Origin of the sequence: Sphingomonas oryzagri (genome assembly GCF_029906645.1) — a bacterium.
Classification (GTDB): Bacteria; Pseudomonadota; Alphaproteobacteria; order Sphingomonadales; family Sphingomonadaceae; genus Solisphingomonas; species Solisphingomonas oryzagri.
In genome coordinates, this window is the sequence record NZ_JARYGZ010000001.1 from 1,933,127 (window position 1) to 1,957,509 (window position 24,383).

Genomic DNA, 24,383 nt, shown 5'->3' on the forward strand with positions numbered 1-24,383 from the left:
CGTGCCGATCTGGAATGACCCGCCGCAGCCGGCGCAGGCCGCACCGCCTGGCGTAACGGATACGAGCGCCCAAGGCTCAATCACGCGCTACGCTATGGAAAATCATACCCATGCGAGCAAGGCGCGCAAGCAGATCGTCGTGATGGGGTCCGCTGCGACAACCTACACATGGACCTATCCGACTGCGTTCGGCGCGGGGGTTACTCCGGTCGTGAGCGGCATCGTGCAGGTTCCGGCCGGCAACCAGGATCTGTTCAACGTGCAGGTCCTAGGCACGCCGACGAACACGCAGTGTCAGTTCCAGATCAACCGCGTGTCGGCCGGCCTTCTCTCGCTGCTGCTCGGGGCGCTTTCGATCAACCCGACGCCAATTGCGGCGACGCTTCACATGATCGCGCTTGAGCCATGACCATCGTCCCAACATTCGGCGGTCCCAAGAAACGCGACATCATCCAGCGCGCATACGGCTTCTGTGGGCAGGCATCGTATGAGTTCGAGTTGACGCCGGAGGAATATAACGCCGGCCTGCGCGCCATGAACGACCAAATGGCTGCGATCGGCTGCACCAGCTACAACTATCCCGAATATAACGATGGATCGGCTGAGGATGAAAGCGGGCTGGCGGCGTCGGATGTTCTCGGTGCGTCTTATTATGTCGCGCAGCTTCTCGCTCCACAGATCGGCAAGACGCTGACGACGAGCAAGCCGGCTTCTCGGGCCTGTGAGCAGTTCCTGATGAAGTGGCCGCTTATCCCGCAGGTGGAGATGGGCAGGCAGACGCCTCGCGGGGCCGGCAACCGCTATTGGAACGGACCGCTGCCTTTCTTCGTGGCGCCTGTCTCGGATGACGAAGCGGCGCAATAATGGTTGCTATCCCGCTCCTCTCCGGCGTCACGATGTCGGAAATCGCCGATTTCAACCAGGCATATCCGATCAACCTTGAGCCGGTGCAGATCGAGAGCGGCATCTCGAACGGGTATGTGCGCAGCGCTGGCGGCGCAGTGGCGATGGGTACCGGTCCCGGCATAGATCGGGGCGGCATCAACTGGAACGGCACGCTCTATCGGGTGATGGGGACGAAGCTGGTTTCCGTCTCCATGGACGGAACAGTTACGACCTTGGGCGATGTCGGGCCGGGCGGCATGGTTGCCATGGACTATGGATTCGACCGGTTGGCGATCCAGAGCGGCACATCGCTCTACTACTGGAACGGCACTGAGCTGACCCAAGTCACCGATACCGATCTCGGGCCATCCCTAGATGTCGTCTGGATGGACGGCTATTATATCTCGACGGACGGGACGAGTATCATCGTCACGGACCTGTCGGACCCCATGAGCGTCGATCCGCTCAAATATGGCTCAGCGGAAGCCGATCCGGACATGGTGACGGGCCTTCTGCGTCTCCGCAGCGAGCTTTATGTGCTGGGGCAGAACACCATCCAGATCTACACGGATCAGGGCGGCACCGTGTTTCCGTTCGCAGTCAATCCGGGTGCGACCATTCCGATCGGGTGCGTCGGGCCACGCGCAAAATGCCTGTTCTCGCAGACGTTCGCTTTCTGTGGCTCGGGCCGGAATCACGCCCCAGCTATCTGGCTGGCAGATGGGGGATCGGCGCTTAAACTATCGACCCGCGCGATCGATGATATGCTGGCGGAGGTAGCTGACCTCTCGACAGTGCAGCTTGAAGCGCGCGTGTCGCGGGATGAACAGCGGCTTTTCGTCCACCTTCCCGATCGCACGCTGGTATATCTGCAAATGGCATCCCAGCAGGCCGACAAGCCTGTCTGGTATGTATGCCGATCAGGGCGAGGATTGGACAAGGCCTATCGCCCGCGCAACGCGATCCTGGCTTATGGTAAGTGGTGGGTCGGCGACACGGAAACGGCTGCGATCGGCGTTCTCGATGATGGCACGGCAAGCCATTTCGGGGAGGCTGCAGGCTGGCAGTTCATCACCCAGCTCCTCTACAACCAGACGAACAGCGCGATTGTGCATTCGCTGGAGCTTGTCGGGCTTCCGGGGCGGCACCAGAGCGTGCCTGAGCCGGGTGCTTTGCTATCCTATTCTCTCGACGGCGAAACGTGGAGCATGGAGCGCGCAAACAGCCTGGGGAAGCCGGCGAACCGCACAAAGCGCGTCGTGTTCAACACCCACAAGCGTTTCCGCAACTATATCACGTTCCGGTTCCGTGGCGATAGCGATGCGCTGGCAAGCTGGGCCTCTCTGGAAGCTGATATCGAGCCGTTGAATGCCTGAAACGACCGTCACCCGTGCAGATCTCCAGAAGATCACGAACGATCCAAAGGTTCTTCGCTGGCTCGAAAGCCTGGCCGGCATTGGCAAGAGCAATTCCGATGCGATTGCTGGGCTGACGGACGCGACGCAGGGCATTACCGCAGCGACTGCGCTGACCCTGTCGAATAACGCGGCCTTGGATAATGAGCGGGTATTCACGCCAGACCCTGCAGTCTTTACGGCAACCGATGGTGGCCCCGGCGGTCAATATGGTATCACCTTGGTCTACCTGATCACGTTGAACGGGGGCTTCGCGTGTACCTTCAATCTCGCGGCTGATACGAACCTTGATCTTCCTCCATCCGGGCAAGTCATGACCACGGATTTTCAGTTTCCGGGGCCATATGCCGATGACGTAGCGGCAGCTGCGGCGGGCGTGGCTGTCAATGCTGCGTACCGGAAAACCGGTGGATCAATGGCGTGGCGGGTATCTTGACGCCTGCTTAAATTTTAGGCATACAGTCCGCACGCACGAACCGGCCTTCTGCGGGGCCAACCTGAGCTTGAGAGAGCAAGGTGGCCGTTCGTCGCGAAACCTCCCCCGAATTTGTGAATGACATCGCAAACAGCGATAGCGTTCGGCCATTCATCCGCCCCGATGGTGGATTCATGGACTGGAGCGAGATTGTCGCCCGTCCATCGACGCAAACGGGGGTCATCGTCCTTTCCAATGGGGAGGATGCGGTTGCCGCTTTCGAGATGACGGCGCCAGGAATCTTTCAGTCGCATACGCTGTTTTCCGAAACCTGTCGGGGGCGCAAGGCGATCGAGACCGGCCGCGAAATGGTGGCGTGGATGTTCGAGCATGGCGCGGACATCGTGTGGGGATCGACGCCTCGGGACAACCGAAAGGCTCGCTGGTTCAACCGCCAGATCGGCGCACATCCCCTGCCCTCGTCCGATGACGACGACGAGATTTTCGAAATCCGCAAGTCGGATTGGGTGCACTGATGGCAACGGCAGCAATCTCGGCTGGCGCTTCCATCCTAGGCGGGATCGCTGGTGGCAAAGGTGCTTCCAAGGCGGCCAAGATCCAGGCGGCAGCTTACCAGAAGGGTATCGACGAACAGTCGCGCGAGTTCGGCATCACCCAGCAGAACGAGGCGCCTTACCTTTCCGCCGGCAACAGCGGTCTTACTGCCTACCTGAACCTTCTTGGTCTCGGGACCGGTGGCGCGACCGGTCAGCAGTCGGCGATCGATCAGCTCAAGACCTCGCCCCTGTTCACCTCGCTCATGTCGAATGGCACGGACAGCATCCTTGCCAATGCGGCGGCAACGGGTGGGTTGCGTGGCGGAAACACGCAGGATGCCCTGTCCCGGCTCGGAACGGACACGCTTTCCAGCGTCATCCAGAACCAGCTTTCCAACTATGGGAGCCTCATCAATACGGGGCAAGCGGCAGTCGCTGGGCAAGCTACGGCAGGGCAGAACTATGCCAATGCGGTGAGCAACCTTTACGGACAGCAGGGCAGCGCACAGGCCACGGCGGCGGCGGCTCCCTATGCGGCTGCACAAGGCATTTTTAACCAGCTCGGCGGGAACAGCAGCGGTCTCGCAAAGGCGTTCGGCTGGTAATGGCGACCGATCCGTCCGGCATCATCGCAAATCTGCTCGCCGGTACGGGTTATGGGCGCACTGTTGGCGATTATCAGCAGCAGAACATCCAGAACCAGCTTGGGCAGCAGCAGTTGGCTATGAGCGCGTTGCAGGCTCAGGCGCTGCAGCAGAAGCAGGCTCAGGAAGCGCGGTGGCAGGCATGGTCCGCTGATTACGCCAAGGACCCGACGCCGCAGAAGCTGTCCCAGGGCATCATGATGTTCCCCGATCAGGCCGATGCGCTCCAGAAGTCGTATCAGGTCATGGACGAGCCTGCCCGCATCTCGCGGGTGACCCAGCTTTCGCAGATCTACAACGCGGCCAATGCTGGGCGCGCTGACCTCGCTTCGCAGCAAATCGACGGGATCATCAACGCCGAGAAGCAGCAGGGCATCGATACGAGCGAGGCGGAAGGCATCAAGGCCTCTCTTGCCGCTGGCGACAAGGACGCTCTGACCCAGCTCAAGGCGTTCGCTCAGGCGCATCTTGCGGCGGCGTCTCCCGAGTTCGCGAAGGCGATCGGTGTGACGGGCGGTGACAAGGATTCCACGCACGTCATCAATCCCGGCGGTGCGCTGGTCGATAATTCGGGCCGTGAGCTTTACCGGGCGACCGATGCGGCCCCGAAATATCAGGTCGTCAAGAACGCTGACGGTTCGGAGTCCATTGTCTCATTGGGAGGAGGTGATCCATCGTCTGGCACTGCAGCGGCGCCCGGTGGAAGCGGTGCGCCGCTCAGTGTTCGTCTCAATAATCCCGGCGCGATCCGGTCCAATCCGTCGAACCGATGGCAGGGGCAGGTCGGCGACCAGAATGGCTTTGTGCAGTTCGACACACCTGAGAACGGCGCGCGCGCACATCGCATCGTCATCGGCAACCAGATCAAGAACGGGTACGATACCCCGCTCAAGTGGGCACAGCATTATGCCCCTGCGTCGGACGGCAATAACCCGCAGGCCTATGCGCAGACTGTCGCGGATGGGCTGGGTATCGGCATCAACGACAAGATTCCGCTTTCAGCCGTGCCGAAGGTGGCGGCGATTTCCGCGCGTGTTGAGGCTGGTGGCACGCCGTCGCCGGCATCGCAGGGCAATGGTGCCCGCACGATCTACACGTCGCAGGGTGGCAAGCAGGGCTACAGCATCCTCACCCCGCAAGAGGTTTCGGCCATCCCCGGCCTCGATCCGCAGACCGTCTATCAGCGCTCGCCTACGGGTGAGATTTCGGCGGTTGGCGGTCAGAACAAATCCCAGCTCAAGCCGTGGCCGCAGCAGGCCCTATCGGCGCGCTCGACGAACACAGCCTCGTTGACCAACATCGATAACGCCCTTCGCCTGCTCGATCCGAAGAACGATAGCCCGCAAGCCAAGGCTGCGCGCAATGCGATCGGGCCTACGACCGGCTCCTTGGGAACGACATTCACCAACTGGAATGACCCGGCCGGCACCAATTTCCGCGCGCAGATCGGCCAGATCGGTGGCGTTATCATCAAGGATATTTCGGGTGCAGCCGTTTCGGCGGCCGAAGATGAGCGCCTGAAAAAGTGGGTTCCGGGCGTCACGGACAGTCCCTCTGCGGCACGCGCCAAGCTCATGAATCTTCGCCGCGAAATCGTCCAGCGCAATCAGGCCATGGACGACACATTCAGCGAGGATCAGGGCTACCGCCCGTTCAAGCAGCAGGATCAGGCATCCTCCGGCTTCCGCATCCTGCGCGTGAGGCCGAAATGACCGACGCGCAGACACAGATCTACACCGTCGATCTTGGCAACGGCCATGTCGCTGACATCGAAGGTCCGCCGGGCGCAACGCCCGAGCAGCTTCAGGCGGCGCTTGGTCAGCAGATGCCCGATCCGAACGCCGAGCGTGGCAAATACGGCTCGGGCGGTTTCGAGGATCCCGGCGTACCAGCCGACAATGGTGGCGATCAGGGAAACGCAACGGGGTACATCGATCCGCAGACTGGCCGCCTGACCGTTAATATCTATGGTGACCAGAAGCGCGAAAGCGGGGCGCTGGGTTCGGCAGCACGCGGCGCGATCGATGGCGCGACGCTGGGGTTCGGCGATGAAATCCACGGTGCGGCATCAGGCGTTGGCTCGCTTCTCTCTGGCGGCGATTTCAGTTCCGCGTATAACGATACCGTCGCCTCCGATGGTGAGCAGGCGCGCGCGGATCAGGCCCAACATCCCTATGCCCGTATCGCTGGTGAGCTTGCTGGTGGCCTTGTTATCCCTGGTGTTGGCGAGGGCGTTGGTCTTACCCGTGGTCTTTCGGCGGTTGCCTCGGATGCGTATCGCGCCGCGCGCCTCGAAGGCTTCGCAGCGGATGAGGCGCGGGTCATCGCGCAGCGTACTATTGCGCGCCGGGTTGCGGCTGAGGGCGCTGCCTATGGTGGCGCGTATGGCGCGGGTTCGGCGGACGGAGGCCCCGGCGAACGACTGACGGGCGCGCTTGAAGGCGCTGCAGCTGGCGGAATCGGTGGTGCGGCGCTTGGTGGTGCTGGCGCGCTTCTGGCTGATCGGTCCTATGCGGCTCGGCAGGCCGCGCGGGCGCTTCCTCTCAGTGAAGAGCAAAAGCTCTATCGTGCCGCCCAAGCTGAAGGGATTGACCTCCTCCCCGCTGATTACGGGAGCGACCGCCTTCGCCGCATGACGGCCGGCACTGTTCAAACCCCCTATGGTGCGAACACTATCGGGCGAGCTGCCGATCAAACCGTTTCTCAGTTTCAAGATCGGGTTGGGCAACTGGCAGGCGATGCCGTTTCACCCGATGCTGGTGGCGCCATTCTCCGACAGGGGCGCCCCTCCGATGCTGGGGAATCAATCGCAAACGCGGTTGGGGATAGCCTTGGCAGTTCGACTGACATCACAGGTGCAGGCCAATTGCTCCAGCGCGGCGTGTCGCGTTTCATGGATGATACCGCCGATCGCACGTCACAGCTTTACGATCGCATCCCAATCGAGCCTGATCAGCCGGCTACCCTGACCAACACTCGCAAGGTGTTGTCCGATCTCACGCAGGCGTGGCAGAGCAATCCCGATCTCGGCGCGATGTTCAGGAACAGCCGGTTTGGGCGCTACCTAGATGCGCTCACTCCAAAAGAGGTTGTTCAGGATGGACCGGTTCTTCCTGGGGCTGGAAAATCGCAGCCCATCACGACCATGGAAGGTGGACAGCTTTCTTGGAACGATCTGAAGGAATTCCGGACACAGATCGGTGATGCGCTGGCATCGCCGCAACTCGCGCCTAAGATCGCACCGCGCCAACTGCGCGCCCTGTATGGCGCCCTCTCTGAGGATATGCGGGCGACGGCAAAGGATGTCAGTCCACAAGCCTATAAGGCGTGGACGCGAGCGAACGATTTTGCCGATGGGCGGATGAAGCGGATCAACGACACGCTTTCGCTGCTTGTCGGGGATCGCAAAGACAAGACGCCGAATGAAGCCTTCTCGACTGTCCAGAGGCTTTTGCAGAATAACGGTTCCGGTGACTTCGCCAATCTCGGCCGGGTGTTGCGTTCACTTCCGGCAGACGACGCCGCCACGGTTCGGGCGACGCTTGTTAATCAGACTGCGGGCGGAAAGACATTTGACCCGGAGGCTTTCTCCAAAGCTTGGGGCGGCTTGTCCGATCGGGCGAAGTCATATCTTCTGCCCGGCGCTGGGCAGCGGGATTTGATGGATCAGGCGGCTTCGCGCGCTGCTGCCGTCTCCCGTGATCCGTTCGCCGGTAAGAGCAACGAGCAGGTTTTTAGCGCCTTCGCCAATATGGCGCGGGACAATGGAAACATCGCACGCTTCCGCCAGATGTTTGGAGGCCTCAGCCCGGAAGAGCAATCCACGGTCAGGGCGACGATGATCGACCGCCTAGGCCGCGCTGTGGACAGTCGTCAGAACGCTGAAGGTGACGCCTTCTCGATCGGGACGTTCCTGACGAACTGGAACAAGCACCTTTCGGACGACGCCAAGGCGACCCTGTTCGGGCATGGCGAGTTGCGGGGCAATCTCGACAATCTCGCTCGCATCGCCGATCAAGTGAAGCAGCGCGAGGCGTTCGGTGGTTTCTCGAACACTGGCGCGATCAATGCCGCCAACCTGACGAACGGCGGCTTGGCGAGTGCCGCCCTCGCGGCGCTGAGCGGCCATCCACTTGTCGCCGCAGGGCTGGTCACTCCGGCTATCTCGCAAAAGGTGAGCGCCGAAGTTCTCACCAGCCCTCGCCTAACCCGTTGGCTGGTCGCCGCGTCGCGCAAGCCGAATGGCAATGCGGCTCTTGCACATATTCAGCGACTTGGCGCCATCGCGCGCGCGGAGCCGGCTATCGCGAACGACGTGTTGGGGATTCAGCAACGCCTTTTGTCTGCGATTCAGCCGACGCGGGCTGCTGCATCTGATGACAAAGGGGGCAAGCGATGAAGTCGTTGATCGCTTGGCCTGGGTCGAAAGGAACGATCCACATCACGCCCAATACGGCGCCCCTGATGGCCCATGATTTCACCCATCCGGAGTACCGCTGATGCAGCAGGTGCGCAATCCCATCCCGATCTTCACGGACGCGCGCGGCGCGCTCATGGACATGGGCAAGATCTACATCGGCGAGGCAAACGCCGACCCTGTAGCCAACCCCATCACGGTCTATTGGGACAAGGCGCTGACGGTCGTCGCGCAGCAGCCGCTGCGGACGCTGGGTGGCCGGATCATCAACGGCACCAACCCGGCAAGCATCTTCGTCGCGGAAGCCGACTATTCCATGCGCATCGCCGATTATGACGATGTGCTGGTGGATTATTCGCCGAGCGTGTTCACGGACAATTCGAGCTTCCAGCCGCTCGATGCGGACCTGACCACGATTTCGGGCCAGAGTAACACGCCTTATGGCCTGAGCCTCCTCACCCTCGCCAGCCAAGCCGCGCTCAAGACGGCGACCGGGATTCCAGATCCACTTCCCGCAACGGGCGGCACGGTTTCCGGCGCGATCAACCGACAGGGCGCTGGTGCCTATGTCTATTGGGGCACGGCTGGGTTCACGGGCGGCCGGATTTTCATCACGGCATCGGGGGCGGCTGATCCAACGTCGCAGCCCGGCGATCTTTGGCTCCAATATTGATGAGCGCGGTTCGCGACACTTCGGCGCTACGCACGCTCACGGGGATCTCGGCAAGAGATGCCAGCAACACGCTGCGCACCATCGCGGCGGGGTTTGCGCGCGATTCCAGCAACGTATCGCGCAAGGTGTTCAGCGCGTTCGGCGGCACGACAGGAGCGGTCGCATCGCCTTCCGATGTGCGCGGTACAGGCCGCAGCAACAACGCCATCGCGGTGACGACGGCGCCTTCGACCTGCACCGCATCGGGAGGCGCGGCGCCGCTCACCTATGCGTGGACGCAAACCGGCGGCGACCCGTTCACCATTCTCTATCCGACTGCGGCGTCCACGGCGTTCACGGCGGATAGCGTCTCGGCGGGAATCCCGCAGGCCGCGACATTCATCTGCACGGTGACGGATGCGGCCGGGCAGACGGCGACGAGCAACATCGTGACCGCCACAGCACGTAATCTTGGGGGATACGCATAATGGCGCGCTATGTCGGCCTTGTCGAAGATCAGTATCTGCGGCCCATCGCCGGGGCCTATGTCACCGTCGAAGCGATCGACAATACCGCTGCCGTTCTGACGGATGACAACGGCAATTTCCTGAGCCAGCCGCTCATCACGGACGACTATGGCGGCTATTATTTCAACACGGCGGATGGGCTTTACACGATCACGTCCACCCGTTCCGGCAACATCATCGCCAAGGAATACAACGTCGTCGTGGGCATCCTCCCCACCTCGGACGGATTCCAGATCGCGCTGGCTGCGGAGGCTTCGAACCGTCTGATCGGGGATCAGCAGGTCGCGGCTGCGGCTGCATCGGCCCTAGCGCTTGAAACGACCCGCGCGCAGACCGCCGAACAGACCGAAACCACCCGAGCACAGACGGCAGAGGCCGCGCTCGACGTTCGCGTCACCACCAACACCACGTCCATCGCCAACCTGCAGACATCGGCCCGCTTCGGCGAGATGCAGACCTATCGCGCGACCTATGCAGATTTCGTCACGGACTTCACGGCCTACAATCCGGCAACTGCTTACGTCGCGGGCAACCGCCTGATCGATCAGGGCGCGCTGTGGCAGAATATCCTTGCCTCGACCGGAACGGCGCCGCCTACCCTGCCGACGACGACCAACGCCAACTGGATCCTGATCAACGACCAGATCATCGGGCTTCCCATCGTCGTTCCGACATCGGACACGGGCACGCATACCGATCCGACCAATGGCGCGACCAATGTCCCGAATACCGGCATCCATGTCTGGATGACCGGAGCAAGCGGCACGGGCTTCCATTACCTGTTTCCGACCGATGCTGCCTATGCGCAGAATTTCGCCACACTGGCCGGCCACTACGCGAACGACAGCACCAACACCGATGTTCCGGGTGGAAGCGCGGGCGATCGCGGTGCGAAATATTGGTCGCTGCAGGCTCAGGCGTTCGCCAATCAGGCATTGGGCATCTTCACCCCCATCTTCCCGATCCAGGGCGGCGGCTGGGGCGTGTTCGATCCGAATGGCTACCCGGTCATGCACTACCGGGCCGACAACACGGTCATTCCGGGCTACACGGATTACACCCCGGCGGTGCTGGCGGATACGCGGCTCTACCTGATGAGCAGCGCATCCAAGATCGCGATTGCCTCTCCGCGCGGAACGATCCGGGGCGAGGCGGAGGACGGCACGGTCCTGCGCTGGGTGGATGAGGTGACTTCGGGCAACCCGGAGCGCCGCAGCTTCCAGATCGACGGCGCGCGGGCCAAGATGCAGAACACCGCCTTCAACAAGGTCGTGCTAGTGCTGCAGACGGGCCAGTCGCTCAGCATCGGCACCAACGCGAGCGGCGTGATCACCGGCACCCCGCCCTATCCCGGCCGTGCGCTGATGTTCAACGGCGGAACCCGTGTGGTGCAGGGCGGCGCTACGCAGCTTCCCACGGCGCCGAACCTCATGAACGACACGCAGGCGGCGCAGCTCGTAGATCTTTACGAGGTCGTGGATGCGTCGGCCAACCAGTTCGGTGAAACGCAGTGCGGTGGTACGGCGGTGGGCCTCGTCCCGAACCTCGCGTCCAACGAAATCACCGTGATCGCGACGGTGGGTGTTGGTGGTGCCAGCATCGACCAGATCGGCGTCGGCACCAATCCCTATATCAACATGATCCGGCTGGCGGAGAAGGTCAGTGCGTGGTGCAAGCTGCAGGGCGCCACGCTCGAAATCCCGTGCGTCGTGTTCGATCAGGGCGAGAGCAACTATCCGAACGACAACCAGGCGACGGTCGATCTCTACATCACGAACCTGAACGCGCTGCAGGCGGCGACGGAAAGCGCGTTGAAGGCGACGCTTTCGACCAACGGCTTCACCGTGCCGACGAACATCCCCTTCCTGTTCTGGCAACCATCAAGCTGGTGCGTCTACGGCAATAGCGTGGGGTCGACCCACTATAATGGCAACGTGCCGGCCGCGCAGCTTGCCAACGCGATTGCCAACCCGACGAAGTTCATTCCGCTCGGGCCGCAATTCTGGTCCGCTTATGGCCCTGACGGCCTCCACGCGACCAAGGAGAGCTATCGCAACTATGGCGAGCGGATCGGTGCTGCGGTGGCCCGTATCCGCGCCGGGCTGGACAATCTCGCGGTCTATGCGACCAATATTGCCGGTTCCGGCACGACGATCTCGATCACGTATCACGCCAACACGCCGCTGACGCCGGACACGACCAACGTCACAGATCCTGGCCAATACGGCTTCCACCTGTTCGACGCGACGGGCACGGAAATCCCACTGGCGGCCAACCCCTCGGTCGTGGGCAGCTATGGCGTGTCGCTCACCCCGAACACGGCGCTGACTGCGGGCCAGTCCTACACCGTGAAGATTGCCATGCAGAACTTCACAGGTGTTCGCCCGACTCCCTACCCGGCGGTCGCGGCTGGGCCGACGACGGGACCCCGTGCACCTCTCCGCGACAGCAGCGCGGCGGTCTCGTCCTCCGCGATCGGTTCGGTGCCGCTCTACAATTGGGCGATGTCTCAAATCCTCACATTCACGGCGAGCTGACATGAACATCGGAACCGGCATTACCCTGCTGAACTCGACCGGCGACACGACCTATCCGCCGCTGCTGAACGATGCGGTGGACCTCGCCGTCGTGTCGCTGGGGCAGTCGAAGATCTTCTCCTATGCGCGGCCCAAGGATCTTGTCGCGGGGCTTCAGGGCTACACCAACCCTAACGCCAATTTCGCGGACAGGCTCAACCAGCCGGTGCTTGTCGGCGCGAACGGCGCGGGGACCGGCACGACGCAGATTCTCTCAGCCACGGACGCGGGCTTCAACGGCAAGCCCTCGATCGATTGCACCTCGGCCCCGACAGGCCCGTATTTCCTGAACGGGCAACCCCCGGCCGCCTTCACCTTCATGGCGCCGATCCGGATCAACGACCGTAGCGGAACGCACAGCCTCTATTCGATCTTCGGGGCCAATGCGGACGCCTCGGGCTATAATGCGATCTTCGCGGCGGCGGACGTTCGTATCGGCGTGACGTGGGCCAGCGGATCGCAGACCGATGTCACCTTCACCGGCAAGGTGCCGGCGCTCAATACCACCTCGCTGGTGCTGCTCAGTCATGACCCGGTAGCCAAGCAGAACCGCTTTATCGTGAACGACCTCGGCACGGTGAACAGCGGAACGTCGCCGGATGGCCTGACCACATCGTCAACCGCCGTGGCCCACCCTTTCGGCTACGTCTCGGCATCGGCTGGCGTGCCGCTAGCCGGGAAGCATGGCGGCTGGCTCATCGCGAACCAGGCCTATCAGGCCGGAGACAGCGCTTTCGACGCGAAGATCGCGGCCATCTTCGCCGCGTGGAAAACCTTGCTGGGGATTTCGTGACATGACCGATGAAGAGTTCAAGCAGCGTTCGCGCGAGGACGAGGCGTTCATGAACCGCCTCCACGCGATGACCGACGACGAGAAGCGCCGGCTGATCGAATATCTGCAGGGGATGCTTCCGCCGCCCGCGCCGGAGCGCGCATAGTGACCCACGCCAAAGATCAACCTCCGGTGATCGTCATCATCCAGCACGGCAATTCGCTTGGCGTGGGCCGGACGGTATCGCCTGCCACGCAGATCCAAGTCCCCATGTTTTCCAAAACCCCCGTCCCCGGCGGCATCCGGGCAGGAGAATGAAGATGGACTTTTGCGCCGCACTCGCCGCAGCGATCGAGCAGGCCCCGACCAGCACCGTCGCGGACTCGCTCAAGGCTATCATGCAGCAGACCTGTGGCGATGGCGCGGGCGGCACCGTGACGCCGCAGTCCGGCGGTGGTGGTGGCACCGAGCCGCCTGCGCCAGGCGGGCCGGGTCATAGCTGATGCCGGCATGGGCCGCCTTGATAGCCTGCATCGTGGCGCTCGTCGTCGCGGTGCGAACTGATCCGGTCGAGCGTCGCAGGGTGCTTCCGTCAGCACTCGCGCTCACGCTCGGGTGGATCTGGTTCCAGGCGGCCTTCTGGAACGCCTACAGCCCGTCGCAGCTCATTTGGGATACGACGGGCGCCACGGTCAATCCGGTGGAGCTTTGGGCGGCTGGGGATGCCGCCGCATCGTTCTATATCTTCACGCGGGCGCATGACAGGTTCTGGGGAATCTGCCTGTTCATCACGTACCTCGTGCAGATCGTTTTCCACGCCGCCTATGGGTCATCGGTCATCAGCTACCCGCTTTATAGCGGGCTGCTTGATGCCGGGTTCGTGATCCAGATCGCGTGCCTGATCACAGGGGGTGACGGCATTGGACAGGTATCCCGTCCTATTTTCAGGCTGCTTGATCGGCATCGTTCTGCTCGGCGCGTATCTCTGGGTCAGGCTGTGGAAACGCTGCACAGATCGGATGATGGCCGATGAGTCCGAGCAAGCCCTTCGGCGAGAGCGGGGAAATCCTTACTCCCGTCCCTGATGAGACGATTGCCCGATTGGGCGAGGTAGCCGCGTTGCGCCAGCTTACAGACACCATCAACCGCATGGGGCGGTTCATGCAGACTCTGAGCGAGCAGCAGGGCGCTACGACCGAAAAGCTCGCCGAGATGCACACCGACATCACGGTCATGAAGCTGCAGGACGAGAAGATTGCCGAAATGAAGGAGCGTATCTCTGCGGTCGAAAGCCGCGTGGATCTGATCGACCTTCTCCATGCCAAGCAGGAGGGCGCCGGCTGGGCCGTCACGCTCGCCAAGGACTTCGGTCCCACCATCGTCAACGTCGCGATTTTCATCGTGCTGATGATGAAAGCAGGAGTGATCCACGCGTGATCAACTGGCCCACCGTCCAGACGCGCCTGGGAGTGAAGGCAGACGGGCAACCCGGCCGCATCACCTATGGCGCGCTGCTAACCTACATCGCCGGCCGATCGGTGCCGCTCGCCAACGACCTCGGGCTGGCACTGGCGCTCAATGCCAGCGCCTATGGGGTGGACCTTTCGGATGATCGTCTCGGCGCTTTCCTCGGACAGTGCTGCCACGAAAGCGGCGGCTTCACCTATCTGCGCGAGATATGGGGGCCGACGCCTGCGCAGAAGTCCTATGACGGCCGGATGGGCAACGGCCCCGGCGAGGGCTTCAAGTATCGCGGGCGCGGTCTGATCCAGCTCACCGGCAAGGACAACTATCGCGACTTCGGCTCCCGGCTGGGTCTCGATCTTGTCGATCATCCCGAGCTTGTCGAGCAGCCCTCCGGCGCGGTGCTGACGGCGCTGGAGTTCTGGAAGCTGCGCGGTCTGAACGAGATGGCCGACCGCGAGGATTGGACCGGCATCACGCGCCGGATCAACGGCGGTATCGCGGGACTTCAGAGCCGCTTGATCTACATAAATAAAGCTAGAGGGGTTCTATCGTGATGTGCCCCCATGTCCGGCCTTCGCGCAAGGCTTGGATGGCCCCCTTGGAGACGCCTAACCGCATCCCAACCAATCTGCTACTCAAACCGGAGGCTAACAGTTGCTTCGCGGTCAGCGCAGATTCAGCAGTTAGCTTCGCTTTGCCATTGCTTTCACCGCGAACAAAAACCGCTCGGCCGGCGGAGTGCTGGCGGGCCGTGTTCTCGGACAGAGAAACATACTCTAAATTTTTCAAGGAATTGTCAGTTTTATCCCCGTTTAGATGGTCAACTGAAAAATCCGAGGCCCCCGCAAAGGCGAGCATTACAAGGCGGTGGACAAGAAAGCGTGTTGGCCGGTTATCACGCCACAGATTCACGAGTAAATATCCACGAGAAAGTGTCGGCTCAATCAAACGTTCGGGCGAATTTACAATTCCACGGCCGTTTCGCAGCACTCTTGCATGCCTCTTAACAGCACCGAGACTGCTTACAGAATACAACCCTTCAAATCCGGGAAGCTGTTTCCATTTCTCTTCCATAAGAAACTATATATCGACCGGATCAACGATAGGCAACGGCATCCAGTCGCGGCTCATCTACATCAACAAGGCACGGGGGGTACTGTCGTGAACATCCTGAACGCCCTCAAAGGCGCTGGCGGCGAGTTCGAGGTCAACCGCACGATCGGCGCAGTGGGCGCGCTGGCTTATGTGCTGGGCGCCCATGCCTTCGTGGCGTGGTCTCTGGCGAAGGGCGAACATTTCGACCTTACCGCCTACTGCCTCGCCTTCCCCGGCGGACTCGGCGTCGTCGTGGGTTCGACGGCCGGCGCTGTGGCTGTCAAGGACCGGGCCGTCGCCACGTCTAAGATCATCGCCGACACGGGCGCGGTTCCGGCACCGCCTCCGCTTGGGCCGAAGGTGCCGGTGGAGCAGCAGGTATGATCGCAACCATTCTCGCCCGCTGGATCGGCGCCAAGGCCGCTGCATGGCTTGCAGACCTACTGCCGTACATCCTGATCGGCGCAGCCTGCCTTGGTGCCTTCCTCTGGATCCACGGGATGCAGACGACCATCGCGGACCAGAAAACGCAGATCGGGACGCTGCAGATCAACCTCTCCGCCGAACAGGCCGCCCGCAAAGCCGATGTCGCTGGCCTCACCACGCTATCGCAGGGCCTCGTCGCGGCCAGCTCGGCGAAAGCATCCGATCAAGCCGCGCTTACAGGAACGATCGATGTCGCGAATCCGCCTGCTGCCAGCCCTGCTCTTGGCGCTTTCCTTGCCTGCTTGCGGGACGCCGACTCCGGAAACGGTAAGCCGTGTGCCGCCTCCGGAACTGGTGCAGCCGCTCCCGGCGCAACCGGAAGTGCCGGCGCAGGCAAATGACGCCACGGTCGCTCAGTATATCGTGGCCCTAAGGGCGGCGCTGCGGGACGTGTCGGCGCGGTACAATGCGCTCGTCACCTGGGCGACGGCACCATCCGCACCATCCAAGCCCTAACCCTCTGCATCATCCTGCCGCTGGTTGTGGTGATGCTCTTGGACTGGTGGTGTAGGTGAAGCTATCTCGATGGGATTCGAACCCACGGCGCTACTCCAAGACAGCCGAGCACTCCCAGCCAGCTTTTCACGCTCCCGTGCACAGGTGCCTTAAACCACTCAGCCACAAGATAGCCCCTCTCCTATACCCGATCACGGTCGGGATTGGAATCCCCGCCGTAGCGCTCCGCAAACGCTTCCCGGATACGCGCCTGCGCCTGTTCAATGGCGGCCTGTGTTATATGGCCCAACTCGCATGAGCGGGCATCCTCGGGGTCGATATAGCCCTTGCGGCACCTGTCGCAGTACCAAGTCCGACGCATGTGCACCATCTACCCCTCCCGATCAGCCCGGATGGCGGCAGCTATATGGTCGAGCGCGCGGTAACTTGCGCCTTGGTAGTTTTCGACAATCCGCGCCGCCCTCTCCCGCTCCTCGCCCCTCACCTCCTCTTCGCGGGTGAGAAGGGCTGCTTGGATTGCGCGGAGAGCTCGGTGGATGTCTCGGTCGCCATCCTTGTCGCCGCGCTCGATTGACGCCGCAGTATGGATGCGGTCATCTGCCTCATACTCAGCCGCGAGCAACTCCCTCGCTCTCTGCATAGGGTCAGCGGTCATGGGAGGGCGCTCCGGTTGGAATGCTAGAAGTGAGGCTGTCCGCCCGCACTGCTCCGCATTTGAGGCACAGGCGAAAACCAGCCGCATGGACGCGAGGGCCGGCGATCAATGATCCGAAGGCATTGACTTGAGCGAGATGCACGGTCTGAAATCGCTCATGGCGGCAAAAGAGACGGCGTAGCGCGCCACGTAGGTTACTAAGCATCCCCCGCCTCCTGCAAAGCGGCGCGAACGGCGAGGCGCTCGACGCGCGATTTGAAACTTGGGAACTCCCACCAGTTGTGCATGAAATATTGGATGTCGCTCGGAAACGTCTCGCGTTCCTTCTCTCCGCACCATTCGATGGCGGCAGCGTAGACAAAGGGCAACAGATCCGCCCCCGTCAGCTTCGCGACTATCCCCGCAATATCGGTGTTGCTCATGACCGTTCGCTCTCCTGGGTGGCGCGGGCGCGGAGCTTTTTTACCCAATACTGGCGATGGATTGCGCGCCCTTTCCATGATTCAAGCCCCGTAGGCAGGCCAAGTTCTTTTCGGCGCCGAATGACGAGACCTAACGACACTCCGATATCTTCGCTGATCACCAGAGCGCCCATGCCAGACCGGCTAAGTTCGGTAAGGCGGGCGTCCATCTCCGAGGTCCATTTGATAGCCCTACCCGGCCCCGGCGCTGCGCGTAACTCAATCCCTGATTTCTTGACGACACGATAAACGGTAGCGCGGTCGATATCCAACTCGCGGCCTATCTCTGCGCAGGAATAGCCTGCCGAGTACGCCGCGACGATTGCGGCTGCTCGCCGTTCCCGATCACACCGAAGCATGGTCTTTTCCGATACAAATATCATCGTTTGTGATGATAGGCCTACTCTTGCTCTCCATGACGAAGAACGATTGGCCGGGATGTAGTTCGGACAGTCTATGTGCCTCGAAAAACGCAGACTTATGGGTCTTATGTTCCATCCTTGGGGCCGTCTCACCACTCGGAGAGAACACGATGTAGAACTTCCCACTCATGCCTCACCCCCGAGCGAGCGGATAGTCGAAAGCTGGATGCGAACCGGCACGATCGTATGCGTGGTGAGCATGTCGCCGAACCGCTCGGGATTCTTGGCGACGAACGCCTCCAGCCACTTGCGGGCCTGCTGCTCATCGATGAAGGCGAGTGGCGTCCAGAACTTACCCTGTGCGTTTAGGATGCCGAAGAAGTCCTGTTTATAGTCATCGCTATCGCAAGCCACCTCCTCCCGCGTCGGCCGCCCCGGATGGGTGGAGGCTCGGGTGTTCCAGCGAGCGATGGCATCATGCCGTCGCAGATAGGTGGTGAAGGGCGCACTCTGAAAGCCGGGACACGGGCCGAGCGTGCATGACGGGAAGAAGGTTCCTCCTTCGCCGTCCGTTTCGACGATGCGGGCTTCCCCTGCACACCACGGGCACTCTCGCAGCCCCTCGCGCTCCGGCGACGGATCGGGGGTGGTATTAGGCATTGACGATCCTCCCAAGACATAGGCCGTCCTGACAATCGTAGGGACGGCCCAGCAATTCCGATGGCTTGTCGGCTCGGTCGCCGTTCGGGAATCTATGGCCGCCGATTGACCTCTCGTGCCCGCAGTCTAGCCGGATGCGCGTTGATCGCGGGCCGATGGTCGCTTCGATGATGCGGCGCATGACCATCACCCTTCCCCCGCCTGGATGGGACGGGCGAGTATTTCGTCCACGCGCTTTGCAAGCTGCCGTATTGGCATCCGGTCTATGGTCCCTTCGAGGCCATCGGCTTTTTCGCGAAGTCGCGCCGGTTCAAGATACACTCGCAAATCGCGCAAATCATCGCGCGGCACGACCGCATATCCCTCCCCCACCGCCGAATGGGCGAGGGCTTGGCGGGTCAGTGTCATGATCCGGCCGAGTGCTGCGAAAGCCGCCTCTTTGCCATCTGGCGGGATTGTCTCGCTCGCTTCCAGCCAGATTTCCCGCAGGATGTCCCGAACGGCCGACACGGGCGGGGGTTGGGTGGAGAGGGCGAGAAGGACAGCGCGCATTTCTGTGCTGCTGTCGTCGTATTCTCCAGACAGGAAGCCTTCCGCATAATCGGGTCGAGCCTGAGCGCAAATCTGCCGAGCGCGCTCCTTATTCCCCTCCCCCCGATCCTGCCCGGCGAGGCGGAGGCGGTCGCACATGATGTCGAACACCTCTTGCGCAGTGCGGTTCTCGATGCCGATGATCGGGCGCGTCAGGCTGTCCGCTACCGGCTTATTGTCCCGTGAAGAATGGGTCATCGTTCCCTCGTCTCGATTTGCTTGCAGCGCAGGCACCAGCGCGCCTGTCCCATGCGGTCGCCGAACGGCCACCAATCCCAGCGGCCCCAGCGATGCAGGCCGATTGCGCAACGGAGCCTCATGGTTCACCTCCCGCGCTCAGGGCGAGACGGGCGGCGCGGCGTGCTTCGTCGAGCGCTTCCAAAGCCTCTCCGGCCTTGTCGTGGTCGATCATGAGGAGGTAGGTTTCCCGGCCTCGGGTTGCCGCCACACGATCGCAGGCAGATTCCAGGTTGCCCAACGCCTCCCGCATCTCCCTCTCCCGCGTCTCCTTGGCGTCGAGAAGGTCGAGGAGGTGGGGAAGGGATTGAAGGGCGGCTTCCGCGAATGTGTCTTTCGCATCTCGTGCCTGTTCACGGACAGACCTCATCTCCGCTTCAGCCGCATCGTCGAAGCAATTATTGAGGCGATTTCTGGTCTCGACGCGGACAACCTCAGCTTCTTTCGCCCTCTCCAGCTTCTCTCTCAGATCGGCGAGGTTGGGATCAGCCACGGCGCGCCTCCCGTTTAATGGCTTCGTGTCCGGTGACGACAGGGCGCGGCAATTCCATCCAGTGCGTCGGCTTGTATTTCGGCGGACTCTGCGTGCCGTCGAGCCACCATTCGCCAAGCGCGTTTTGGATCGCGATAGCCCACCAGCCGAGGTAACCTGCGCTGCAGACCAGCACTTCGGTCTGGTTCGGCGCCGTGTCGATCGGTTGCCAGCGCGGCCCGCGAACGTCGAGGTAGTCACTCATACAAACCTCCTGAGATTGATCCGCCAAGGTGGGGTCATGAAGCGCGCTTCCGACATTCGGCCTGACAGCGCTCGATCCCCTTCTTGAGGGCGAGGACGTTCGAGGTCTCGACGGTCAGTAGCGTGGCTTCAGTCGTCAGCGCTCCACCATCTTCGTAGTGATAACCGGCCTCGGTGAGCCGCTTCCGAAACACGGGCAGCTTCCAGTTATCGACGGCGACCCCGGCCTTCATGTGCCGACCCTCTCGTCTGTGCCGTCCCACAGGAACTCGCCGCCGAACTCGGCAGCGCCGACCGGGAAGTGGTTTCGGCATCCACAGCAGAATGTCCCGCTGTAGAAGTAAGGATTGCGGGCATAGGTCTCGGCGAGCGCCTGCCCCATCGTCGTCACGGTGCCGCACTTCTCATGGACATAGGAGCGACGGACGGGGCGAACGAAGCCCTTGGCGCGCTCGGCTTCGCTCAGCACCACATAGCCCTTCTGCTGGCCGTTGGGCTGGATCTGGCGGTGGTCGGCCGTGACGGGCGAGCCGTCTGTCAACGTGATGCGCTTGGGTTCTTCGATGCTCATACAATCCTCCAATAGTTCATCCGCCAAGCCGTCGAGGAAGCCCTGGACAAGCGCGAGAGGGGGTGAGGGGGTGAGGGGTCATTGGTCCTGCTCGCGATGGCTGAACCAGACCGTGCGATCGGGCGCCTGGATAGTGTAGCTTTCCTGCTGGAGCCGCCGGCAAAGCAGGGCGCCGATCTTTTCGGCGTGCGCCCAAAGTTCAGCCGGGGTCAGCGGGAAGCGGGGATAATTGATCAGCCCGACGATCACGCCGAACTCGAAACCGCCCGTGTAGACGTAACGGGTCTCGGTGACGGTGACGCAGAAGCCGTGATCATCGCAGTAGCCGCGCACGATCAGGCCCGCTTCCTTCGCCGATCCAGCGACGAAGATGCTGATCGGGTAGCTAGGGCATTCTTGCCGGATCATGCCGCCGTCCGTCCGCAGCGGATCGACGTGTCCACGCCGCCCACGCCACATTCCGCATCAAATTCTGTGAAGTCGTCGCCCAGCGGCAGGCGCGGGCTACTCTCGGCCTCGCGGATCAGGTCATGGAAGCTGTATTCGGTGGTGAAGGTGCCGCCGACCGAATCCTCCATCGCCGCCCAATCGAGCGCATCGGCTGGGTCGCGGCGCACGTCCCAGATCAGCAGCGCCTTGGACTTGTTGAAGCACTTGGTGCAGTTGCCCTCCCACTCTTCAAGCCCGAGGTCGAAGCCCTGCGGCAGCAGATCGGCCGGAATGGTCAGATCTACCGTGTCCTGCCCGAACCAGAAGCGGCGCACATCGCGCTTGGTGACGCCAGCCTTCATGAGCGGCATGACCGTCTGCCACGGCAGCTTGCCCTCTTCGTTCTGAGCGACCTTCTTCGCGACGCGCCGCATCTCATCCGCGCGGAGGCCAACGACGTTGGTCCACGAGGCATAGCCCTGCGCTTCCATGAAGTCGGCACACACCTGCATTTTCAAATGCTCGGTGCACCAGCGTTGGACCGCGTTCGGCACGGCCTTCTTGCTGGCAATCAGTGCCTTGAACGGCTCGCCCTTGCGCGCGGCCGAGTTGAAGCCGACCTCCTCGAACCGATCGTCGACGGGCGTCCGCTTGCGGCGGTCCCGCCATTCGAGCCAGTGGATGCGCACGCCCCAGCGCTCGCCGCACTCATGGACGAAGCGCAACGTCTCCTCACGCTCCTTGCCTGTGTTGCAGAACACTACATGGACGTTGCTCGGCAGTGCGCCGCCATGGGCGTCCACGATCTGCTTGAGCATGTAGGCCGACGTGCGCCCGCCCGAGAAGCTGATCAGCGCCGGGCCTTCGATGCGGTACGGGTTTCCCACCCTCCCCTGATCGGCGAGATGGGTCATGCTGCCCTCCTCATGCGGATCATGCCGGTGGGCACGTTGGTGCCGGCATCGGCGAAGCTGGCGACAGGCAAGTCTCGCCATTCGCCCTTCAGCTCGCCATGGTCGTAATGCGCCGTCGCAGGAAGGATGCTCACCAGCGTGCCGCCCGGCTTCAGGAAGCGCATCGCGTGTTCGACGTGCTTGACGTAGTGGCGGCCGTAGAACGGCGGGTTCATTACCACCTTGTCAAACTCAGGCGTCGGCGCCTGGTCGAGAAAGTTGGCGGTCACGACCGAATGGCCCTTGGCGCGGCTTTCGGCGGCGCGGCTCGGGTCGAACTCGAAGCCTAGCGCCCGGTGGCCGCGTTGGCGGATTTCATCGAGAATGCGCCCATCGCCGCATGACGGCTCTAGCACGCGATAGCTCGGCCGCTCATACTGCCGGCCATACTGATCCGCGCCATAGACCTCGGCGAACTCGCAGGCACTCGCAACGACGGCCGGCGGCGACCAGTAGAACTGCAAATCCTTCGCGACTTCGGTGCTGGGGCGCTTCGCCGCCTCGCCCTCGGGGGCATCCGGCAGCACCTCACCATAGAATTCGGCCAGCGCGCGGTTGATGTCGAGTAGCGTCCACTTGTCGAAGAAGACATGGGCGTTGCCGTTGGCGAAGCGCCGCACCGTGATCCCGCGATCAACGGTGGTGAACTCTTCGTCTTTCTCATAGGTGCGGCGGGCGACCTTCAGATAAGTCCGGCCATCGAGAACCGCATCCTCGCCGAGATCGAAGGCGACGCCCATTGCCGAAAACTCGCCATGCTCCCAAGCGGGTTTGCCCTGATAGGCCGCCAGAGCGTTCACGATGTCGCGGAAACGGTCTCGCGCGTATCCATAGCTGTAGTCGCCCCAGCCGCTGAGGATGATGCGTTTCGGCAGTCCCTTCACGCCGATCCGCACCTTGGCGTGTGACTTGTACGCCGGGTCCAGATCGGCGAACGCCTCGGCCAGCCCACGCAGGATGTGAAAGCGCGGCCGCTCGAAATAATCGCCGAACGTCGCTCTCGCGTTATCGACCGTCAGAGGCGGCGGATCCGCGATGGTGCGCTCGAATAGCTGCTTGTCCTTCGCGCTGGCGATGCGATCGATCTGGAGGCGCATCCAGATCGCCTTCCAGCCCGACTTGAGCAGGTTCTTCCGGAGATCCGACGCGTGGAGATAGCTCTTGCTGCCGACCGGCTCAACGTAAGCCCCCTGGACCGTGGCCGCCATGCCGAGCGCGTCATATGCCAGATCGAAGGCGGCTATGGCATCCTCAATGCCGGCGTTCTTCTGATCGTACTCTTCGACCAGATCGCGGACGGTGCGCGGAAGTGCGAGGGCACCCATCACACCCTCCCGAGAGCGAGGAGGAGAGAGGTGGGGGAGGAGCGGAACGACTCGCGAACAGAATGTGCCGTTTGCTGTGCCGACACGAACCGCAGCGAATTGCGCGTTCTGCGCGTTGTCGCTTGACCCGAAACCCGCAGAAATCTAGGGAAACCGCCCTTGGGCCGGCTTAGCACAGCGGTAGTGCAGCGGTTTTGTAAACCGAAGGTCGGGGGTTCGATCCCCTCAGCCGGCACCATTCAGATCTTCCGTCGTCAGCCTCGCTCGGGCACCGGAACGGTGTAGTTGAGGCCGAGGCGCCCGCCGTCAGGATAGATGGTCTGCCCGGTCACGTACGAGGATTCGTCGCAGGCGAGAAAGACCGCGATGGTCGCCACTTCCTCGGGCGATCCGGTGCGGCCCATCGGCGTGCGGCTGAGAATGCGGTCCTCCGCCGCCTTATCGGTCATGATCGAGCGGGCGAGATCGGTCAGGATCGTGCCCGGCCCGATCGCGTTCACCCGGATCCCACGCGGCGCGAGGCTGATCGCCGAGACGTTGGTCAGTTGCTTCAGCGCGCCCTTGGAGACGGCGTAGGGAATCTGGTTGGGGATGCCGAGGATCGCGTTGACCGACGACATGTTCACGATCGCGCCGCCCGCCTGCATCAGCCGCGCGGCATGCTGGGTGGCGAACAGCGCGGACTTGAAGTTGGTGGCGAAGACTCGGTCGAAATCCTCCTCCGCCAGATCAATCAGTTCGGCGGCATGGGTGACGCCGGCATTGTTGACCAGAATGTCGAGACCATCCCATTCCTGAAGCGCGCGATCGAACAGAGCGTCGATCTCGGACTTTCGGGAGACATCGGTGCGAACCGCGATACCGCCGGTCGCTTTGGCCACCGCCGTGACGCCGGCCTCGTCGATGTCGGCGAGGATGAGCGTCGCGCCCTCCTCGGCATATTTTTCCGCGATGGCCTTGCCGATGCCCTGCGCGGCTCCGGTGATCACGGCCCGTTTACCGTCGAGACGCTTCATACCCTATTCCTTTTTTGCACGCC

34 protein-coding genes and 2 tRNA genes are annotated in these 24,383 nt (G+C 62.3%); 22 read left to right on the forward strand and 14 right to left on the reverse strand.

All coding sequences use genetic code 11. The features are described 5' to 3' along the window. The first annotated feature begins 1 nt into the window (after position 1). From QGN17_RS09455 to QGN17_RS09540, 18 genes are all read left to right on the forward strand, one after another. Complete coding sequence (locus QGN17_RS09455; RefSeq protein ID WP_281044227.1) at positions 2-409, forward strand: hypothetical protein; 408 nt, start codon at positions 2-4, stop codon at positions 407-409. Further along, on the forward strand, positions 406-864 hold the full coding sequence (locus QGN17_RS09460; RefSeq protein ID WP_281044228.1) for a hypothetical protein: 459 nt from the start codon (positions 406-408) through the stop codon (positions 862-864). Before QGN17_RS09455 ends, QGN17_RS09460 begins: the two co-directional genes overlap by 4 nt. Next, positions 864-2,261 carry a packaged DNA stabilization protein gene (locus QGN17_RS09465; RefSeq protein WP_281044229.1) on the forward strand — a complete coding sequence of 466 codons (1,398 nt, stop codon included), beginning with the start codon at positions 864-866 and terminating at the stop codon, positions 2,259-2,261. The genes QGN17_RS09460 and QGN17_RS09465 overlap by 1 nt, the downstream gene beginning before the upstream one ends. Next, the gene (locus QGN17_RS09470) at positions 2,254-2,736 is read left to right on the forward strand and encodes a hypothetical protein (protein ID WP_281044230.1); all 483 of its coding nucleotides are present in this window, start codon (positions 2,254-2,256) and stop codon (positions 2,734-2,736) included. Before QGN17_RS09465 ends, QGN17_RS09470 begins: the two co-directional genes overlap by 8 nt. Before the next feature lie 80 nt (positions 2,737-2,816). Next, entirely contained in the window at positions 2,817-3,251 is a 435-nt protein-coding gene (locus QGN17_RS09475; RefSeq protein ID WP_281044231.1) for a hypothetical protein, read from the forward strand. Then, the gene (locus tag QGN17_RS09480) at positions 3,251-3,877 is read left to right on the forward strand and encodes a hypothetical protein (RefSeq protein ID WP_281044232.1); all 627 of its coding nucleotides are present in this window, start codon (positions 3,251-3,253) and stop codon (positions 3,875-3,877) included. The genes QGN17_RS09475 and QGN17_RS09480 overlap by 1 nt, the downstream gene beginning before the upstream one ends. Further along, the gene (locus QGN17_RS09485) at positions 3,877-5,628 is read left to right on the forward strand and encodes a hypothetical protein (protein ID WP_281044233.1); all 1,752 of its coding nucleotides are present in this window, start codon (positions 3,877-3,879) and stop codon (positions 5,626-5,628) included. Before QGN17_RS09480 ends, QGN17_RS09485 begins: the two co-directional genes overlap by 1 nt. After that, complete coding sequence (locus tag QGN17_RS09490) at positions 5,625-8,315, forward strand: hypothetical protein (RefSeq protein WP_281044234.1); 2,691 nt, start codon at positions 5,625-5,627, stop codon at positions 8,313-8,315. Before QGN17_RS09485 ends, QGN17_RS09490 begins: the two co-directional genes overlap by 4 nt. Positions 8,316-8,415: 100 nt before the next feature. Continuing rightward, on the forward strand, positions 8,416-9,006 hold the full coding sequence (locus QGN17_RS09495; protein ID WP_281044235.1) for a phage tailspike protein: 591 nt from the start codon (positions 8,416-8,418) through the stop codon (positions 9,004-9,006). Then, entirely contained in the window at positions 9,006-9,473 is a 468-nt protein-coding gene (locus QGN17_RS09500; protein WP_281044236.1) for a hypothetical protein, read from the forward strand. Before QGN17_RS09495 ends, QGN17_RS09500 begins: the two co-directional genes overlap by 1 nt. Then, a complete protein-coding gene (locus QGN17_RS09505; protein WP_281044237.1) occupies positions 9,473-12,049 on the forward strand; it encodes a hypothetical protein in 2,577 nt (858 codons plus the stop codon). The genes QGN17_RS09500 and QGN17_RS09505 overlap by 1 nt, the downstream gene beginning before the upstream one ends. Before the next feature lies 1 nt (position 12,050). Next, positions 12,051-12,881 (forward strand): hypothetical protein, encoded by an 831-nt coding sequence (locus tag QGN17_RS09510; RefSeq protein WP_281044238.1) that lies wholly within the window; start codon positions 12,051-12,053, stop codon positions 12,879-12,881. A 1-nt stretch (position 12,882) separates the two neighbouring features. Continuing rightward, positions 12,883-13,026: a hypothetical protein gene (locus tag QGN17_RS09515; RefSeq protein WP_281044239.1), complete on the forward strand. Its 144-nt coding sequence runs from the start codon at positions 12,883-12,885 to the stop codon at positions 13,024-13,026. Between the two features lie 26 nt (positions 13,027-13,052). Continuing rightward, positions 13,053-13,178 carry a hypothetical protein gene (locus QGN17_RS09520; RefSeq protein WP_281044240.1) on the forward strand — a complete coding sequence of 42 codons (126 nt, stop codon included), beginning with the start codon at positions 13,053-13,055 and terminating at the stop codon, positions 13,176-13,178. 2 nt (positions 13,179-13,180) lie between these two features. Next, positions 13,181-13,363, forward strand: a complete 183-nt coding sequence (locus tag QGN17_RS09525) for a hypothetical protein (RefSeq protein WP_281044241.1) — start codon at positions 13,181-13,183, stop codon at positions 13,361-13,363. A gap of 32 nt (positions 13,364-13,395) precedes the next feature. After that, positions 13,396-13,893, forward strand: a complete 498-nt coding sequence (locus QGN17_RS09530) for a hypothetical protein (RefSeq protein ID WP_281044242.1) — start codon at positions 13,396-13,398, stop codon at positions 13,891-13,893. Next, positions 13,890-14,297 carry a hypothetical protein gene (locus tag QGN17_RS09535; protein WP_281044243.1) on the forward strand — a complete coding sequence of 136 codons (408 nt, stop codon included), beginning with the start codon at positions 13,890-13,892 and terminating at the stop codon, positions 14,295-14,297. The genes QGN17_RS09530 and QGN17_RS09535 overlap by 4 nt, the downstream gene beginning before the upstream one ends. Then, on the forward strand, positions 14,294-14,881 hold the full coding sequence (locus tag QGN17_RS09540) for a glycoside hydrolase family 19 protein (RefSeq protein WP_281044244.1): 588 nt from the start codon (positions 14,294-14,296) through the stop codon (positions 14,879-14,881). Before QGN17_RS09535 ends, QGN17_RS09540 begins: the two co-directional genes overlap by 4 nt. Here the strand turns inward: QGN17_RS09540 and QGN17_RS09545 are convergent. Next, positions 14,862-15,401, reverse strand: coding sequence for an NUMOD4 domain-containing protein (locus QGN17_RS09545; RefSeq protein WP_281044245.1), 540 nt, complete (start codon positions 15,399-15,401; stop codon positions 14,862-14,864). The two genes, QGN17_RS09540 and QGN17_RS09545, sit on opposite strands and share 20 nt — an antisense overlap. Before the next feature lie 87 nt (positions 15,402-15,488). Here QGN17_RS09545 and QGN17_RS09550 point away from each other — a divergent pair, with 87 nt between their 5' ends. The 3 genes from QGN17_RS09550 to QGN17_RS20955 are packed head-to-tail and all read left to right on the forward strand — an operon-like array spanning position 15,489 to position 16,364. Further along, entirely contained in the window at positions 15,489-15,806 is a 318-nt protein-coding gene (locus tag QGN17_RS09550) for a hypothetical protein (RefSeq protein WP_281044246.1), read from the forward strand. Continuing rightward, positions 15,803-16,249 (forward strand): hypothetical protein, encoded by a 447-nt coding sequence (locus QGN17_RS09555; protein WP_281044247.1) that lies wholly within the window; start codon positions 15,803-15,805, stop codon positions 16,247-16,249. The genes QGN17_RS09550 and QGN17_RS09555 overlap by 4 nt, the downstream gene beginning before the upstream one ends. Beyond that, positions 16,185-16,364, forward strand: coding sequence for a hypothetical protein (locus QGN17_RS20955; RefSeq protein WP_449325351.1), 180 nt, complete (start codon positions 16,185-16,187; stop codon positions 16,362-16,364). Before QGN17_RS09555 ends, QGN17_RS20955 begins: the two co-directional genes overlap by 65 nt. 61 nt (positions 16,365-16,425) lie before the next feature. On the opposite strand, the gene QGN17_RS09560 is transcribed toward QGN17_RS20955, so the two are convergent. The 12 genes from QGN17_RS09560 to QGN17_RS09610 form a co-directional block, all read right to left on the reverse strand. Then, positions 16,426-16,536, reverse strand: a tRNA-OTHER gene (locus QGN17_RS09560). A 680-nt stretch (positions 16,537-17,216) separates the two neighbouring features. Continuing rightward, complete coding sequence (locus tag QGN17_RS09565; RefSeq protein WP_281044248.1) at positions 17,217-17,441, reverse strand: hypothetical protein; 225 nt, start codon at positions 17,439-17,441, stop codon at positions 17,217-17,219. After that, positions 17,438-17,863: a helix-turn-helix domain-containing protein gene (locus tag QGN17_RS20905; protein ID WP_390902651.1), complete on the reverse strand. Its 426-nt coding sequence runs from the start codon at positions 17,861-17,863 to the stop codon at positions 17,438-17,440. The genes QGN17_RS09565 and QGN17_RS20905 overlap by 4 nt, the downstream gene beginning before the upstream one ends. A gap of 165 nt (positions 17,864-18,028) precedes the next feature. Next, positions 18,029-18,502 carry a hypothetical protein gene (locus QGN17_RS09570; RefSeq protein WP_281044249.1) on the reverse strand — a complete coding sequence of 158 codons (474 nt, stop codon included), beginning with the start codon at positions 18,500-18,502 and terminating at the stop codon, positions 18,029-18,031. A gap of 186 nt (positions 18,503-18,688) precedes the next feature. Beyond that, positions 18,689-19,327, reverse strand: a complete 639-nt coding sequence (locus QGN17_RS09575; RefSeq protein WP_281044250.1) for a hypothetical protein — start codon at positions 19,325-19,327, stop codon at positions 18,689-18,691. 82 nt (positions 19,328-19,409) lie between these two features. Then, on the reverse strand, positions 19,410-19,823 hold the full coding sequence (locus tag QGN17_RS09580; RefSeq protein ID WP_281044251.1) for a hypothetical protein: 414 nt from the start codon (positions 19,821-19,823) through the stop codon (positions 19,410-19,412). Further along, on the reverse strand, positions 19,816-20,067 hold the full coding sequence (locus QGN17_RS09585; RefSeq protein ID WP_281044252.1) for a hypothetical protein: 252 nt from the start codon (positions 20,065-20,067) through the stop codon (positions 19,816-19,818). Before QGN17_RS09585 ends, QGN17_RS09580 begins: the two co-directional genes overlap by 8 nt. A 34-nt stretch (positions 20,068-20,101) precedes the next feature. Beyond that, a complete protein-coding gene (locus QGN17_RS09590) occupies positions 20,102-20,299 on the reverse strand; it encodes a hypothetical protein (RefSeq protein WP_281044253.1) in 198 nt (65 codons plus the stop codon). Further along, positions 20,296-20,637 carry a hypothetical protein gene (locus QGN17_RS09595; RefSeq protein WP_281044254.1) on the reverse strand — a complete coding sequence of 114 codons (342 nt, stop codon included), beginning with the start codon at positions 20,635-20,637 and terminating at the stop codon, positions 20,296-20,298. Before QGN17_RS09595 ends, QGN17_RS09590 begins: the two co-directional genes overlap by 4 nt. Before the next feature lie 78 nt (positions 20,638-20,715). Then, on the reverse strand, positions 20,716-21,045 hold the full coding sequence (locus QGN17_RS09600) for a hypothetical protein (protein WP_281044255.1): 330 nt from the start codon (positions 21,043-21,045) through the stop codon (positions 20,716-20,718). Further along, positions 21,042-21,980 carry a phosphoadenosine phosphosulfate reductase domain-containing protein gene (locus QGN17_RS09605; protein WP_281044256.1) on the reverse strand — a complete coding sequence of 313 codons (939 nt, stop codon included), beginning with the start codon at positions 21,978-21,980 and terminating at the stop codon, positions 21,042-21,044. Before QGN17_RS09605 ends, QGN17_RS09600 begins: the two co-directional genes overlap by 4 nt. After that, positions 21,977-23,344, reverse strand: coding sequence for a DUF4942 domain-containing protein (locus QGN17_RS09610; RefSeq protein ID WP_281044257.1), 1,368 nt, complete (start codon positions 23,342-23,344; stop codon positions 21,977-21,979). The genes QGN17_RS09605 and QGN17_RS09610 overlap by 4 nt, the downstream gene beginning before the upstream one ends. Before the next feature lie 163 nt (positions 23,345-23,507). On the opposite strand from QGN17_RS09610, the gene QGN17_RS09615 reads away from it, so the two are divergent. After that, a tRNA-Thr gene (locus tag QGN17_RS09615) sits at positions 23,508-23,582 on the forward strand. 16 nt (positions 23,583-23,598) lie between these two features. Here QGN17_RS09615 and QGN17_RS09620 read toward each other — a convergent pair. Further along, positions 23,599-24,360 carry an SDR family NAD(P)-dependent oxidoreductase gene (locus QGN17_RS09620; protein ID WP_281044258.1) on the reverse strand — a complete coding sequence of 254 codons (762 nt, stop codon included), beginning with the start codon at positions 24,358-24,360 and terminating at the stop codon, positions 23,599-23,601. Between the last annotated feature and the right edge of the window lie 23 nt (positions 24,361-24,383).

Coding starts and splice junctions, on each gene's coding strand:
- QGN17_RS09555 (WP_281044247.1), top strand. CDS start 15,803: ATGATCGCAACCATTCTCGCCCGCTGGATCGGCGCCAAGGCCGCTGCA.
- QGN17_RS09500 (WP_281044236.1), top strand. CDS start 9,006: ATGAGCGCGGTTCGCGACACTTCGGCGCTACGCACGCTCACGGGGATC.
- QGN17_RS09490 (WP_281044234.1), top strand. CDS start 5,625: ATGACCGACGCGCAGACACAGATCTACACCGTCGATCTTGGCAACGGC.
- QGN17_RS09480 (WP_281044232.1), top strand. CDS start 3,251: ATGGCAACGGCAGCAATCTCGGCTGGCGCTTCCATCCTAGGCGGGATC.
- QGN17_RS09470 (WP_281044230.1), top strand. CDS start 2,254: ATGCCTGAAACGACCGTCACCCGTGCAGATCTCCAGAAGATCACGAAC.
- QGN17_RS09605 (WP_281044256.1), bottom strand. CDS start 21,980: ATGACCCATCTCGCCGATCAGGGGAGGGTGGGAAACCCGTACCGCATC.
- QGN17_RS09570 (WP_281044249.1), bottom strand. CDS start 18,502: ATGCCTAATACCACCCCCGATCCGTCGCCGGAGCGCGAGGGGCTGCGA.
- QGN17_RS09610 (WP_281044257.1), bottom strand. CDS start 23,344: ATGGGTGCCCTCGCACTTCCGCGCACCGTCCGCGATCTGGTCGAAGAG.
- QGN17_RS09495 (WP_281044235.1), top strand. CDS start 8,416: ATGCAGCAGGTGCGCAATCCCATCCCGATCTTCACGGACGCGCGCGGC.
- QGN17_RS09485 (WP_281044233.1), top strand. CDS start 3,877: ATGGCGACCGATCCGTCCGGCATCATCGCAAATCTGCTCGCCGGTACG.
- QGN17_RS09585 (WP_281044252.1), bottom strand. CDS start 20,067: ATGAGTGACTACCTCGACGTTCGCGGGCCGCGCTGGCAACCGATCGAC.
- QGN17_RS09620 (WP_281044258.1), bottom strand. CDS start 24,360: ATGAAGCGTCTCGACGGTAAACGGGCCGTGATCACCGGAGCCGCGCAG.
- QGN17_RS09565 (WP_281044248.1), bottom strand. CDS start 17,441: ATGAGCAACACCGATATTGCGGGGATAGTCGCGAAGCTGACGGGGGCG.
- QGN17_RS09600 (WP_281044255.1), bottom strand. CDS start 21,045: ATGATCCGGCAAGAATGCCCTAGCTACCCGATCAGCATCTTCGTCGCT.
- QGN17_RS09505 (WP_281044237.1), top strand. CDS start 9,473: ATGGCGCGCTATGTCGGCCTTGTCGAAGATCAGTATCTGCGGCCCATC.
- QGN17_RS09545 (WP_281044245.1), bottom strand. CDS start 15,401: ATGGAAGAGAAATGGAAACAGCTTCCCGGATTTGAAGGGTTGTATTCT.
- QGN17_RS09535 (WP_281044243.1), top strand. CDS start 13,890: ATGAGTCCGAGCAAGCCCTTCGGCGAGAGCGGGGAAATCCTTACTCCC.
- QGN17_RS09460 (WP_281044228.1), top strand. CDS start 406: ATGACCATCGTCCCAACATTCGGCGGTCCCAAGAAACGCGACATCATC.
- QGN17_RS09515 (WP_281044239.1), top strand. CDS start 12,883: ATGACCGATGAAGAGTTCAAGCAGCGTTCGCGCGAGGACGAGGCGTTC.
- QGN17_RS20905 (WP_390902651.1), bottom strand. CDS start 17,863: ATGATATTTGTATCGGAAAAGACCATGCTTCGGTGTGATCGGGAACGG.
- QGN17_RS09590 (WP_281044253.1), bottom strand. CDS start 20,299: ATGAAGGCCGGGGTCGCCGTCGATAACTGGAAGCTGCCCGTGTTTCGG.
- QGN17_RS09525 (WP_281044241.1), top strand. CDS start 13,181: ATGGACTTTTGCGCCGCACTCGCCGCAGCGATCGAGCAGGCCCCGACC.
- QGN17_RS09510 (WP_281044238.1), top strand. CDS start 12,051: ATGAACATCGGAACCGGCATTACCCTGCTGAACTCGACCGGCGACACG.
- QGN17_RS09595 (WP_281044254.1), bottom strand. CDS start 20,637: ATGAGCATCGAAGAACCCAAGCGCATCACGTTGACAGACGGCTCGCCC.
- QGN17_RS09465 (WP_281044229.1), top strand. CDS start 864: ATGGTTGCTATCCCGCTCCTCTCCGGCGTCACGATGTCGGAAATCGCC.